Raw genomic sequence first — 13,359 nt, 5'->3', positions numbered from 1 at the left:
TGGCGAAGGGGACAAAGGGCGTAAAGCGCCGTTCCGGCGAGCCGTCGGAGGAGCCGCCGGAGGAGTCGCCGGAGATGTCGGGGTCGCCGGAGGCCGCGGAGCGGGCGGAGCCGGCCGGGTACGCCCCGGCCCCCGGTCTCGCCGCCGGACTCGAGGCCGACCGGGCGCTGCTGGGCCGCACCAGCACGGCGGAGCGGGTCGCGGACATCCTGCGCGACCGCATCGCCGAGGGGTTCTTCCCGCCCGGCACCCGGCTGTCCGAGGACAGCGTCGGCGGCGCGCTCGGCGTCTCGCGCAACACCCTCCGGGAGGCGTTCCGCCTGCTGACCCATGAGCGGCTGCTGGTGCACGAGCTGAACCGCGGCGTCTTCGTCCGCGTCGTCACGGTCGACGACCTCAACGACATCTACCGCGTGCGCCGGCTCGTCGAATGCGCGGCGGTGCGCGGTCTGGGCGAGCCGCCGTACGAGGTGCGGGCGGTCGAGGCGGCGGTGCTGGCGGGCGAGCGCGCCGCGCGGGACCGGGCCTGGCAGGACCTGTCCACCGCCAATATCCGCTTCCATCAGGCGATCGTCTCCCTCGCCGAAAGCCCCCGCGCCGATGAACTCATGCGCGCGGTGCTGGCCGAACTCCGGCTGGTCTTCCACGTCATGGCCGACCCCCGCCGCTTCCACGCCCCCTATCTGGTGCGCAACCGCCAGATCCTGGAGGCGCTGCAGGGCGGCGACGCGGTGGAGGCCGAGCGGCTGCTCGCCTCCTATCTGGACGATTCCCAGGGGCAGTTGGCCGACGCCTACGGGCGGAAGATGTTCCGGCGATAGGGGTTTCCCAGCGGTAAACGATCCGGCGGGGCCGGAACAAGTTCGTTTCAGGCTCTTGTCGGATCGTTGAACGAACGCCTAGCCTCCGGTGCACCCTCCTCACGCCCCCCGTGAGGTCCTTGTGCGCGGAAGGCGAGACGCATGATCGTTCTCCTTGGCGTCCTCGTGGTGATCCTCGGATTCGCCACACGACGCAACCCGTTGCTGGTGGTGGGGGTCGCCGGCATCGCCACCGGACTGCTGGCCAAGCTCTCGCCCCAGGAGATCCTGGCGGCCTTCGGCAACGGCTTCGCCTCCAGCCGCTCGGTGACGATCTTCGTCATCACCCTGCCCGTGATCGGCCTCCTGGAGCGCCACGGCCTCCAGGAACAGGCCCGTATCCTCATCGGCCGGCTCGGCAAGCTCACCACCGGCCGGTTCCTCGCCCTCTACCTGTTGCTGCGCCAGCTCACCGCCGCTCTCGGCCTCACCAGCATCGGCGGCCCGGCCCAGAGCGTCCGGCCCATGGTCGCGCCGATGGCCGAGGGCGCCGCGGAGCGCCGCCACGGCCCGCTGCCGGAGCGGATCCGCGAGCGCGTCCGCTCGTACTCCGCGAGCGCCGACACGGTCGGGCTGTTCTTCGGCGAGGACTGCTTCCTGGCCATCGGCTCGATCCTGCTGATCACCGGGTTCGTCAACACCACGTACCACACCCACCTGGAGCCGCTTCAGCTGGCGCTGTGGGCCATCCCCACCGCCGTCTGCGCGTTCCTCATCCACGGCTTCCGGCTGCTGCGCCTGGACCGCTCACTGGACCACGACCTCGCCGCCTCCGGCGGCCGAACCGCTGCCGAGGGCAGCCGCACCGCGGAGGAAGCCAAGTGATCAAGGCGGAGTGGTTCTACTGGCTCGTCGGCGCCGTCTTCCTCGCCATGGCCGCCCAGATGGTCGTCGACCGCACCAACCCCAAGCGCCTCGGCTCGGCCGCCTTCTGGGGGCTGCTCGGCGGCTGCTTCTTCTACAGCAGCTGGGTGGTGGAGAAGAAGGCCCCGGCCGAACCGCTGGGCGTCGCCGTCCTCGCCATGGTCTGCCTGGGCGGCTTCCAGCTCACCGGGCGCGGTGTGCCGCGCACCACCACGCCCGAGCAGCGCGCCGCCTCGGCCGCCCGGCTCGGCAGCAGGCTGTTCGTCCCGGCGCTCACCATCCCGCTGGTCGCCGTCGTCTGCGCCTCGGCCGTCAAGCACTGGCACATCGGGGGCGAACCGGTCCTGGAGGCCGGCAGCGAGACCATCCTCGGCCTCGGCTTCGGCGCCATCGTCGGACTGCTGGTCGCCATGGCCGTGGTGCGCGAGCGGCGGCCCGCGGTGCCGCTGCACGCGGGCCGGAGCCTGCTGGAGTCCATGGGCTGGGCGCTGCTGCTGCCCCAGCTGCTCGCCGTGCTCGGCTCCATCTTCCAGGAGGCCGGGGTCGGCACCCAGGTCGGCAAGATCACCGAACAGGTGCTGCCGGAGGGCCAGAAGTACGTCGCCGTGGCCGTCTACTGCGTGGGAATGGCCCTGTTCACCGTCATCATGGGCAACGCGTTCGCCGCCTTCCCGGTGATGACCGCCGCCATCGGCTGGCCCGTGCTCATCGAGCAGATGCACGGGGACGCGCCCGTCGTCCTCGCCGTCGGCATGCTGGCCGGATTCTGCGGCACCCTCGTGACCCCCATGGCCGCCAACTTCAACCTGGTGCCCGCCGCCCTGCTGGAGCTCAAGGACCAGTACGGGCCCATCAAGGCGCAGATCCCCACCGCCGGGGCGCTGTTGATCTGCAACATCGCCATCATCTCGCTGTTCGCCTTCTGAAGGGGGCCGCTGCTGTGACCCGCGTGCTTCTCACCGGCTTCGAACCCTTCGCGGGCTCGGCCGTCAACCCGTCGTGGCAGGCCGTGTCCCTGGTGGCCGCCGATCCGCCGCCCGGCACCGAGGTCACGGCCGTGCAGCTCGCCTGCGTCTTCGGCACCGCCCTCGAGGAGCTGGCCGCCGCCGTGGCGGAGGCCGACCCCGACCTGGTGCTGTGCGTGGGCCAGGCGGGCGGCCGTCCCGGCGTCACCGTCGAGCGGGTCGCGATCAACGTGGACGACGCCCGCATACCCGACAACGCCGGACGCCGGCCCATCGACGAACCGGTGGTCGAGGGCGGTCCCGCCGCCTACTTCGCGTCCCTGCCCGTCAAGGCGTGTGTCGCGGCCGTCCGCGAGGCCGGGATTCCGGCCGCCGTCTCGCAGACCGCCGGAACGTTTGTGTGCAACCACGTCTTCTACGGTCTGGCCCATCTCATCGCCACCGAGCGGCCCGCCCTGCGCGGCGGCTTCGTCCACCTTCCGTACGCGCCCGAACAGGTCGTGGACGGCGCCGAGCCCGCACTGCCCGCCGCCATGGCCGCCGACGCGCTGCGGGCGATCATCGCGGCGGCCGTGAGCACCCGGACCGATCTGCGCGTCGCCGAGGGGGCCACGCATTGAACGCTGACGAGCCGGACGCGGCGAACGAGCCGGACGCGGCGAACGAGCCGGACGAGATGAACGAGCCGGACGGGACGGGGAGCGAACTCGGCCGGTACGCGGCCCGGTTCGCCGCCCTCGCCACCGCCAACGTCACCCGGGCCTACCCCAACGCCCCCGGGCATCTGCTGCGCGGACCCCAGGACCTGGTGGAGCCGCGCCGGCACCACCCCGCCTTCTACGGCTCCTACGACTGGCACTCCGCGGTCCATATGCACTGGCTGCTGGTCCGGCTGCTGCGCCGCTGCCCCGACCGCGTCCGCGCCGACGAGGTCACCGCCGTACTGGACGGGCACCTCAACGCCGGCGCCCTCGCCGCCGAGGCGGACTATCTGCGCGCCCATCCCTGGTTCGAGCGCCCCTACGGATGGGCCTGGCTGCTCGCGCTGACCGCCGAGTGCCGGAGCCTGCCGGGACCCGCGGGCGAGCGCTGGTCCGAGGCCCTGGAACCGGCCGCCGACGCCGTCTGTATGCTGCTGGGCGGATGGCTGGAACGCGCCACCTATCCGGTGCGGCACGGCGTCCACACCAACAGCGCCTTCGCCCTCGGCCTGGTCCTGGACAGCGCGGCCGCCGCGGGCGCCAAGGGCATCGTCGAGCCCGTCACCGAGGCCGTCCTCGACTGGTTCGCCGACGACCGCGACGCCCCCGTCCACTGGGAGCCCTCCGGACAGGACTTCCTCTCGCCCGCGCTCACCGAGGCCGAGGCGATGTGCCGGGTGCTGCCGGAGGAGGAGTTCGCGCGCTGGCTGGAACGCTTCCTCCCCGGTGTCGAATGGGGCGCGCCCGTCACCGTGCTCACCCCGCCCATAGTCTCCGACCCCGCCGATCCACAGATCGGTCACCTCCTCGGCCTCATCCTCAGCCGGGCCGCCGCGCTCCGCCGCCTGGCCGCCGCCCTGCCGCACGGCGATCCGCGGGCGGACGTGCTGCGGACGGCGGCCCGTGACCATCTGGCCGCCGGGCTCCCGGCCACCGTCTCCGGGGACTTCACCGGCGACCACTGGCTCGCCACCTTCGCGGCGCTCGCCCTGGACGGACCACCGGCCGGTGAGCCGTAGACTGACGGATCGGTGAGGTGCGGGGGACGCGCCGGTGTACCCGCGTGCACGCGCGGGGGACCTGGTATGCCATAGCGGGATCTCCGTGCCGTTTCGTACGTTGTCGGTGCGACCGCCTACTCTGTGCGACGTGACATCTCCACCCCCGGGGGCCGCCGCGCCCCAGCTCAACACCGCTGAAGGGGCTGCCCGGCCGGCCCCGGGCCCGGCCGCCGACGAGGGCCTGGCCCGGCGGCTGCGCGCGCTCGCCTGCACCGCGCCGCTGCACGACCTGGACGCGCGCAAGGCCAACCTCGCGGGGGAGTACGGGGTGTACGCGATGGCGGAGGTCGCCCTCGCCGCCATCGACCTCGTCACGCTCCACATGGACTTCGACACCGGCGCCGACCACGAGCAGATAGTGGCCAGGCTGCTGCCCCGGGTGGCGGCCCAGGCCCCCGGGCGCCCCGCCGCCGAGCACGACCGCGTCGCCCGCTGGGTGCTGGAGAACCTGATCAACGTCGGCAGCGTGGACCGCGGCTTCCGCGCCGTTTACGGCACGTTCGGGCCCGATGGGGTGTATGTCCGCAGGGACTACGACTTCAAGCTGATCGAGGAGGTGCCGGGGCCCGGCGGCAGCGTCTATCTGCGCACCACCGACGAGGCGGTCAACGTCCTGGTCGGCGCCCTCGACACGGACGTCACCAGCGCGCAGATCGCCGCCGAGGTCAAGCTGGAGGTCCTCATCAGCCGGGGCCGCCTCGCCGATGCCCAACTCGCCGCCGAGCAGGCCCGCTACCGCACCGTGCAGTACTCGGAGACGCTGCGCCGCACCCTCGACGCCACCCGGCGCAACGTCCGCGCCGTCGACTGGCTGAGCACCGTCCCCGAGCTGATCAGCGAGGCGCTCGACCACGTCGCCGACCGCTACCGCCACGAGAACGCGATCCTCACCAACATCCGCAAGGCGCGCGACGAGGCCGAGGGCGCCGAGCACAAGCGGCGCGCCGCCGAGCTCGTCGACATCGTCAAGGACTGCATCCGGCGCCACACCCAGCTGCAGTCCCGGCTGCTGGAGGCCGGGCCGCTGTTCCGCGCCGAGCAGGACCGCCAAGCCTTCGCGCCCCCGGCCCCGCGCTCCGGATACGACCTGTACGGACAGCTGCTGGCCCCCGTCCTCCCGCTGCCGCTGGAGCGCGCGGGCCGGGTCACCGACGCGTTCTTCGCCCGTGGCACGGGGCTGCGCACCCCGACCTCGGTGCGGATGAGCGACCTGGTCGAGATGTTGCTCACCCCGCCCGTGGAGCGGGAGCACCTCGGCGCCGAGATGCCCGAGCCCGATCTCATCGCCACCCCCGACGACAGCCGCTTCAGCGAGGAGCAGCTGGCGGTGGCCATGGAACTGCTCGAACTGCCCGCGGACGCTCCCCGACGGCTGTCCGGGCTGCTCGCCGACGCCCGCCGCCGCGACCCCGATCTGCCCTATCTGATCGCCCTCCTCGCCGTCCACGCCGCCAGCCCCCCGGTCGGCACCGCCTACCGCCAGGGCGAGCAGCGGCTGCTGTTCGCCGTGGACGACGGCACCGAGCTGGACGACCCCGAATTCGGCGGCGCCGACCTGATAGTGGGCACCGCCCTGCTGGACGCGGCCGGTATGGCGGCCGACCGCGCGGAGGTGGCGTGATGGCCGCGACCGATGAGTACGCCGCGTGCGAGGAGGTTCAGCCGTGACCGAGTACGACATCGACGAGATGACACCGCCGGACGCGGCCCCCGCCCCGGCGGCGGCCGGGCTGACGCCCGCCGACGCGGCCGACGCCGCGCGGCTGGTGGCCTTCGGGCTCCAGCCCAAGCTGCTGCCCGCGCGGGACGTCGAATACGCCGAGCTGCTGCGCCGCCACCGCGACGAACCGGCGTTCGCGCGCCTCACCGACGCCGTCGCCGCCGGGCTCGGGCTCATCGTGCTGGAGGTGTCGACCCGCGCCGGAATGGCGGTGACCGCCGCCGAGGACTCCGTCTTCGCCGTCCGCATGGGCGACTACGCCCGCCGCGCCGCCACCGACTCCGCCGACCGGTTCCTGCACGGCCTCGCCCATCTCGCCGTCGCCGCCCTGGCGTTCCCCCGCCCCGAGGACCTCGCCGACGACGGCTATATCGGCCGCGTCACCGTCAACGGCGTCGACGCCTTCGTCCGCCAGGCGTGCCGGCGGCTGGAGGAGCGCGCCGAGGAGCAGGGGGAGAACACCGACCCCGCCACCGGTGCGCCCGGGCTGGAGTCCGCCTGGCGGGTCTACGCCCGGCGCAGCGCGACCGGCGCCACCAAGGACGCGCGCAGGCTCGCCGGCTCCACCACCGGCATCGTCGGCAAGGCCGTCGCCTTCCTGGTCGACTCCGGCTTCCTCCAGCGCACCGGGGACGAATCCGGCGGCACCTACCGCACGACCGCCCGCTACCAGCTCCAGGTGCGCGACATGGCGGCGTCCGCCGCCATGGCCGAGCTGCTGGAGCTCGGCGTCGTCCCCGTCAGCGACGGCAGCGCCACCCTGCTGCCCCCCGACCAGGGCGACGACCTCGACCTGGTGGCCGACGCCGGTCTCCCCTTCCACTCCTGAACCCCGAAACCACCTCACCCTCCCGACAACGAGAGTCCGCCGCCATGTACGAGCTGTCCCGGATCCGCCTCTACTCCATCGGGCCGGCCGGTGCGCGGTACGCCGACACCGTGCTGGACCTGCGCGGAGTCGGCGAGCCGGTGCCCAGCCCCGCGCCCACCCAGGCGGAGTTCTTCGAGGAGGAGCCGGTCGGCCCGCCGCGCCGCCCCGCCCCCGCCGGGGTGCTCTTCCTGGAGAACGGCGGCGGCAAGTCCGTCCTGCTCAAGCTGATCTTCTCGGTGATGCTGCCCGGCCATCGCAACACCCTGGGCGGCGCCAGCTCCGGTGTGCTGCGCAAGTTCCTGCTCGCCGACGACTGCGGGCATGTCGCGCTGGAGTGGCAGCACACCGTCACCGGTGAGACCGTCGTCGTCGGCAAGGTCAGCGAATGGCGCGGCCGTCAGGTCTCCAACGACCCGCGGAAGTTCGCCGAGGCGTGGTACTCCTTCCGGCCCGGCCCCGGAATGAGCCTGGACTCGCTGCCGGTCGCCGAGTCCGCGGCGGTGCGGCCCGCCGTCGAGGGCGCCTCCACCGCACGCGGCCGCCGCCGCACCATGAAGGGCTTCCGTGACGCCCTTACGGAGGCCGGCAAGGCGTACCCGCATCTGGACGTGGTCTGGGTGGAGATCCACGAGCGCTGGAACGAACACCTCGGCGAGCTCGGCCTCGACCCCGAACTCTTCCGCTACCAGCGGGAGATGAACGCCGACGAGGGCGAGGCCGCCGGGCTCTTCGCGGTCAAGAACGACTCCGACTTCACCGACCTGCTGCTGCGCGCCGTCACCGACACCCGCGACACCGACGGGCTCGCCGACCTCGTCCACGGCTTCGCCCACAAGCTGGGCCGCCGCGCCGAGCTGACCGCCGAGCGCGACTTCACCGCCGGTTCGCTCGATCTGCTCCAGCGCATCGCGGACGCCGCGGAGCGGCGTGAGCAGGCGCGCGGGGTGCACGCGGGCGCCGAGCGCCGCACCCGTACGCTCGCCCGGCGGCTGTCCGCGCGCGGCGCGGAGGAGCGGGCGCGTGCCGCCGAGCTCGCGGAGCGGGTCGCCTCCGCCGCCGAGGCCGTCACCGAAGCCGAGGGAGCGCGCGGCCGCAGCGATCTCGTCGCCGCCGAACTCGCCTACCGGCACGCCTCCTTGGCGCTCGCCGCCGCCGAGAAGGGCGCCGCCGCGCAGCGCCGCGAGCTCAACGACGCCCGCACCCTGCACTCCGCCTGGCAGGCCGCCGAGACGGTGCTGCGCCACCGCGCCGCCGCCGACCGCTCCGCGCGCGTGGCCGCCGCCATCCGCGAGGCCGAGCGGGACGCGGCCCCCGCGCTCGCCGCCCGCGCCAAGGCCGCCGCCGACCTCGTCCGCGCCCTGCACGCGGCCGCGGAGGACGGCGAGCGGGTCGCCAACGAGGAGGAGGAGCGCTCCGCCGCCCTCCAGGAGGCGGGCGAGACCGCCCACCGCGACGCCACCTCGGCCGCCACGGCGGCCCAGCGCGCCCGCAGCGACGCCGAGCACCTGCGCCAGCGGCTCGCCGAGGTCGAGCAGGAGACCGCCGAGGCCGTCCGCGCCGGATGGCTCGACGACTCCGCCCCCGACGCCGACCCGGCCCGCGCCGCGCTCGCCGCGAGCGACGCCGAGAAGACCACGGTCGCCGCCTTCGACGAGGCCCGCGAGACCGCCCGGCGCACCGCCGACCACGCGAAGTCGGCGGCCGCCGAGGAGGCCCGCGCCGAACTGGCCGCGGCCCGGGCGGTGGACGCGGCGCGGGCCGCGGAGGCCGCGTACGACGCGGAGCGGCGCGCCGCGGAGGCGCTGGGCGCGGAGCAGCGCCTGGTCGAACTGCTGGGCCTGCCACAGCCCCCTGCCGCCGTCCCCGCCCCGCGCGGCACCACCAGCCGCCCGTCACCGGCGGACGCGCGCGCGGCGCGCGGGGTGACGGTACGCATTCCGGACGCGGACGCGGACGCGGACGGCGTGGGCCGCCGAGGCGCCCGCGCCCTGCCGACCGACTCCGACCGGGCCGGGTGGATCACGGTCCACGTGGACGAGGAGGACGCGGACGACGTCGGCCTCTCCCAACTCCCCGCCGCCTTCCGCGCGGACCCCTCCGCCCACCCGATTCCCCTGGACGACGCTCCCGCCCCCTCGGACCACTCCTACGCCCCCGAGGAGCCCCCCACCGACACCCGCGCACGCCTCGGGGGAGGGGACTCCGCCGGGATGGGCGCCGCCCCCGGCCCGGCGGCCCGGTCGACGGACGCCGTCGCGGACGCGGAAGGCGATGCCGCGGCTGCGGGCGACCGGCTCCCAGGCACCGGACCGACGCCCGGTGACGGCGTTTCCGCCTCCTGCGCGGTCGGTGAGCCGTGCCCGGCGGGCGCGGCTGTGGGCCGGGTCGAGGAGGGCGACGGGGCGAGGGCTGGTGGCATGCGGGGCGCCGCCCCGGCGCGTCATACGGACGAGGGCGCCGCCCCGGGCTCAGCGGCCCGGTCGACGGATGCCGTCGCGGGCACGGAGGGCGCCCCCGCCGTGGCGGGCGACAGCCTCTCGGCCACCGGCCCGGTGGGCGAGGCAGGTCCCGTGGAGCGCATGGAGCGCGACGCCCCCTCCATGGGCGACCGCCGGCTGGACACCGGTCGGGTCGGCGAGGTGGGGGACACCGCTCTCGTCGGTGGTGAGGCGGAAGAGACGCGCCCCGCTCGGCACGGAGCGGCCTCCGTCGAGGACGCGGGGGCGGGTCGGGGGGAGGCTCGGCGGCGCCGTCCGCTCGCGGCGGAGTCGCGCCCCGGGGGGCGGGTGACGGTGCGGCTCGACGAGGTCGAGGGCGCTCCCTCGGGCGATGACGGCCCGCGCGCTGAGGGCCCCCGTGGCGGTGCGCGGGTGGTGGCGGCTGAATCCCGGCCGCCCGGGGAGGTGTCGGCTCGGGTCGGGGACGGTGACGGCGGTCAGGCGGGGACGGACGGCGCCGCCGGTGCCGCCCACGGCGGTCAGGTCGAGACCGCGGCCGCTCCCGGCACCGCCAACGTCGCCCAGGCGGCCTCGTCGGGCGGCGGCCCGCGCCCGGGGGGCCCCCGTGGCGGTGCGCGGGTGGTGGCGGCTGAATCCCGGCCGCCCGGGGAGGTGTCGGCTCGGGTCGGGGACGGTGACGGCGGTCAGGCGGGGACGGACGGCGCCGCCGGTGCCGCCCACGGCGGTCAGGTCGAGACCGCGGCCGCTCCCGGCACCGCCAACGTCGCCCAGGCGGCCTCGTCGGGCGGCGGCCCGCGCCCGGGCGGCCCCCGTGGCGGTGCGCGGGTGGTGGCGGCTGAATCCCGGCCGCCCGGGGAGGTGTCGGCTCGGGTCGGGGACGGTGACGGCGGTCAGGCGGGGACGGACGGCGCTCCCGGTGCCGCCCACGGCGGTCGGGCCGAGGCAGACGCCGCCCCTGACACCACCAATGTGCCTCGCGGCGCCGTCGACAGCGCTGATGTCACCGACACCGACGACTCCGATTGCTGGGCTCCCGAACCCGGTGGCGAACCCGGTCGCGACCGTAGCGGCCGCGCCAGGCCCGCCCCACGCCCCCTCGGCGAGGGGCCGCTCACCGCCGAGGAGCTGGACCGTAACGCCGAGGCGCTGCGGGAGCTGCTCGAGGAGAGCGTGGGCACCGCCGAGCGGCAGTTGTTCGAGTTGCGGACCGCTGCCGCCGAGGACGCGCGGATCCTGGGGGCGCTCGGTGACGGGGGGCTGTTGCCGCCCAGTGCCGATGTGCTGGCGGCCGTCGAGTTCCTGGGGGAGCACGGCATCCCCGCGCTCCCCGGCTGGCGGTATCTGGCCCAGGCCGTGGACCCCGTCGACCACGCCGCCGTGCTCGCGGCCCGCCCCGAGTTGGTGGACGGTGTCGTCATCACCGACCCCGGCACCCACGCCCGCGCCCGTGAGGTGCTGGGCCAGGCGTCGCTGCTGCCGCGGTCCGCCGTGGCCGTCGGGACGTCGGCCGCGCTGCTCGCGCCGACGCCCGCGCCCGGCGCCGAGGACAGCGGGGTCTTCCTCGTGCCGCCGAACCCGGCGATGCACGACGAGCGCGCCGCCGACGACGAGCGGCGCGAGCTGCGGGCCCGCGCCACCGCGCGGGACGAGGAGATCAGGGCGCTCGCCGCCCGGCTGGCCGGGGACCGGGCGCTGTCCGCGCGGCTCGCCTCCTGGCGCACCGGCTGCCCGCCCGGACGGCTCGCGGAGCTCGCGGCCGCGGCCGAGACCGCCCGGGAGACCGCCGACACCGCGCAGAGCGACCTCGTGGAGGCGCGCACGGCACGGGCCGAGGCAGACGAGGCCGCCACCGAGGCCGCCCGCGTCCGGGACGAGCGCCAGGAGGCGGCGCAGCGGGCCCGCCGGGTGGCGGACGCGCTGGCCGGGCTGGCGTACCGGCTGCGGGAGCGCGCCACCTGGCAGACCCGGCTGCGCGAACTGGCCGAGGAGGCCGTCGAGTACGAGGAGCGCGCCGCGGGCTGCGTGGACCGGGCCCGCGCCGCCGACGAGGACCGGCGCGCCGCCCAGCGCGCGGCCGACGACGCGCGCCGTACCGCCCGCGCCCTGCGCGCCGAGCGCGCGGAGATCGCGGGCGCCCCCGACGACCTCGGCGAGGACACCGAGCCGCCCTCCGCCTCGCTGCCCGCGCTCCGCGAGGCGTACCGCGCCGCCTCCCAGGTCTACGAGAAGGTCGGCGTCGGCGCCGACCTCCGCGCCGAACAGGCCCGCGCCGAAAGCGACGAGAGCGCGGCCCTGGCCTCCCTCGACCGTCTCACCAACAAGGTCCGCACCCGCGCCGCCCAGCTCCTGGAGGGCACCGACGGCGCCGACGGCCCCTCCCGGCAGGCCGCCGCCGCCCGCGCCGAATCGCTCGTCCAGATGCTGGAGAGCCGCGCGTCCGCGGCGAGCGAGCAGTTGGGCCGGCTGCGCGGCGAGGCGGAGCGGCTCGCCCCCGCCGACGGCGACGCCCACACCGAGCTGCCGGAGGAGATGGTCCCGGCCGACGCCGAGCAGGCGAAGGAGCTGCTGCGCACCGCCAACGGCGAACTGGCCGCCCGTACAGACGCCCTGGACACCGCCCGCACCGCCCACGCCGACCTGGTGCGCGCCCACCGCGCCGCCGAGGACGCGGCGGGCGGCTTCGACGAGACCGCCGCCCTGCTGCGGGATCTGCTGCGGGACGGCCCCGGTGCGGAGGACGACGGCGAGCGGCCCGAGCCGTACGCCGGCGGTCTCGCCGAGGCCCGTCAGGCCGCCGCCGAGGCCCGCCGCTCACTGCGCGGCTGCGCCGCCGACCTGTCGGCGGCCGAGTCCTCGGTGCGGGAGGCGAGCGACGTCCTCGTACGGCACGCCAACTCCACCCGCTACGAGCAGGTGCGCACCCCCGCCCGCCAGCAGATCCGGGAGCTCCCCGCGGCCGCGCTGCCCGAGCACGCCGCCGCCTGGGCCGAGGCGTTCGCGCCCCGGCTGCGCGTGCTCACCGACGAGCTGGAGCAGCTGGAGCGCAACCGCGACTCGATCGTGGACCGGCTGCGCGGCCTGGTCGAGTCCTGCCTGGCCACGCTGCGTTCGGCGCAGCGGCTCTCCCGGCTCCCGGAGGGGCTTGGTGAGTGGTCGGGCCAGGAGTTCCTGCGGATCCGCTTCGAGGACCCCGATCAGGCCACGCTCACCGAGCGGCTCGGCGAGGTCATCGACGAGGCGACCCGCTCCGCCGTCCGGAAGAACTCCGATCTGCGCCGGGACGGGATGTCACTGCTGCTGCGCGGGGTCCATGCCGCGCTCCAGCCGCGCGGCGTGGCCGTGGAGATCCTCAAGCCGGACGCGGTGCTGCGGGCCGAGCGGGTGCCGGTGGGGCAGATGGGCGATGTGTTCTCCGGCGGCCAGCTGCTGACCGCCGCCATCGCGCTGTACTGCACGATGGCGGCCCTGCGCAGCAACGACCGGGGCCGCGACAAGCACCGCCACGCGGGCACCCTCTTCCTCGACAACCCCATCGGCCGCGCCAACGCCACCTATCTGCTGGAGCTCCAGCGGGCGGTCGCGGACGCGCTGGGGGTGCAGCTGCTCTATACGACGGGGCTGTTCGACACCACGGCGCTGGCCGAGTTCCCGCTGGTGATCCGGTTGCGCAATGACGCGGACCTGCGGGCCGGGCTGAAGTACATCAGCGTCGAGGAGCATCTGCGGCCGGGCCTTCCGGTCCGGGAGCCGGAGGAGGAGCAGCAGGTCCACGGCCAGATCACCGCCACCCGGATGTACCGCCGCCCCGAGGCGGACGCGGAGGCGCCCGCCGGGGCCGCGGACCGGCCGTGAGCGCGG

8 protein-coding genes are annotated in these 13,359 nt (G+C 75.5%); all 8 read left to right on the top strand.

The features are described from left to right. Positions 1 to 74: 74 nt before the first annotated feature. The 8 genes from IEJ02_RS22645 (at position 75) to IEJ02_RS22610 (ending at position 13,353) form a co-directional block, all read left to right on the top strand. Positions 75 to 821 (top strand): GntR family transcriptional regulator, encoded by a 747-nt coding sequence (locus tag IEJ02_RS22645; RefSeq protein WP_223864259.1) that lies wholly within the window; start codon positions 75 to 77, stop codon positions 819 to 821. 141 nt (positions 822 to 962) lie between these two features. Continuing rightward, on the top strand, positions 963 to 1,685 hold the full coding sequence (locus IEJ02_RS22640; protein ID WP_191066531.1) for a DUF969 domain-containing protein: 723 nt from the start codon (positions 963 to 965) through the stop codon (positions 1,683 to 1,685). Then, entirely contained in the window at positions 1,682 to 2,650 is a 969-nt protein-coding gene (locus IEJ02_RS22635) for a DUF979 domain-containing protein (protein WP_191066530.1), read from the top strand. Before IEJ02_RS22640 ends, IEJ02_RS22635 begins: the two co-directional genes overlap by 4 nt. Before the next feature lie 14 nt (positions 2,651 to 2,664). Continuing rightward, positions 2,665 to 3,309 (top strand): pyroglutamyl-peptidase I, encoded by a 645-nt coding sequence (gene pcp / locus IEJ02_RS22630; RefSeq protein WP_191066529.1) that lies wholly within the window; start codon positions 2,665 to 2,667, stop codon positions 3,307 to 3,309. 56 nt (positions 3,310 to 3,365) lie between these two features. Next, positions 3,366 to 4,409, top strand: a complete 1,044-nt coding sequence (locus IEJ02_RS22625) for a DUF2891 domain-containing protein (protein ID WP_191066582.1) — start codon at positions 3,366 to 3,368, stop codon at positions 4,407 to 4,409. Between the two features lie 130 nt (positions 4,410 to 4,539). Continuing rightward, the gene (locus tag IEJ02_RS22620) at positions 4,540 to 6,072 is read left to right on the top strand and encodes a hypothetical protein (protein WP_191066528.1); all 1,533 of its coding nucleotides are present in this window, start codon (positions 4,540 to 4,542) and stop codon (positions 6,070 to 6,072) included. A 67-nt stretch (positions 6,073 to 6,139) separates the two neighbouring features. After that, positions 6,140 to 7,000 carry a hypothetical protein gene (locus IEJ02_RS22615; protein WP_223864267.1) on the top strand — a complete coding sequence of 287 codons (861 nt, stop codon included), beginning with the start codon at positions 6,140 to 6,142 and terminating at the stop codon, positions 6,998 to 7,000. Between the two features lie 44 nt (positions 7,001 to 7,044). Beyond that, positions 7,045 to 13,353, top strand: coding sequence for a hypothetical protein (locus tag IEJ02_RS22610; protein ID WP_191066526.1), 6,309 nt, complete (start codon positions 7,045 to 7,047; stop codon positions 13,351 to 13,353). Positions 13,354 to 13,359: the final 6 nt, after the last annotated feature.

Source organism: Streptomyces sp. 5-10 (assembly GCF_014712245.1).
GTDB classification, from domain to species: domain Bacteria; phylum Actinomycetota; class Actinomycetes; order Streptomycetales; family Streptomycetaceae; genus Streptomyces; species Streptomyces violaceusniger.
The sequence above is the reverse complement of the archived record's forward strand: the minus strand, read 5'-3'. Positions and strand labels throughout refer to the sequence as shown.

Excerpts from the sequence above, each read along its gene's own strand:
- IEJ02_RS22645 (WP_223864259.1), top strand. The coding sequence starts at position 75 with ATGTCGGGGTCGCCGGAGGCCGCGGAGCGGGCGGAGCCGGCCGGGTAC.
- IEJ02_RS22640 (WP_191066531.1), top strand. The coding sequence starts at position 963 with ATGATCGTTCTCCTTGGCGTCCTCGTGGTGATCCTCGGATTCGCCACA.
- IEJ02_RS22625 (WP_191066582.1), top strand. The coding sequence starts at position 3,366 with ATGAACGAGCCGGACGGGACGGGGAGCGAACTCGGCCGGTACGCGGCC.
- IEJ02_RS22615 (WP_223864267.1), top strand. The coding sequence starts at position 6,140 with ATGACACCGCCGGACGCGGCCCCCGCCCCGGCGGCGGCCGGGCTGACG.
- IEJ02_RS22610 (WP_191066526.1), top strand. The coding sequence starts at position 7,045 with ATGTACGAGCTGTCCCGGATCCGCCTCTACTCCATCGGGCCGGCCGGT.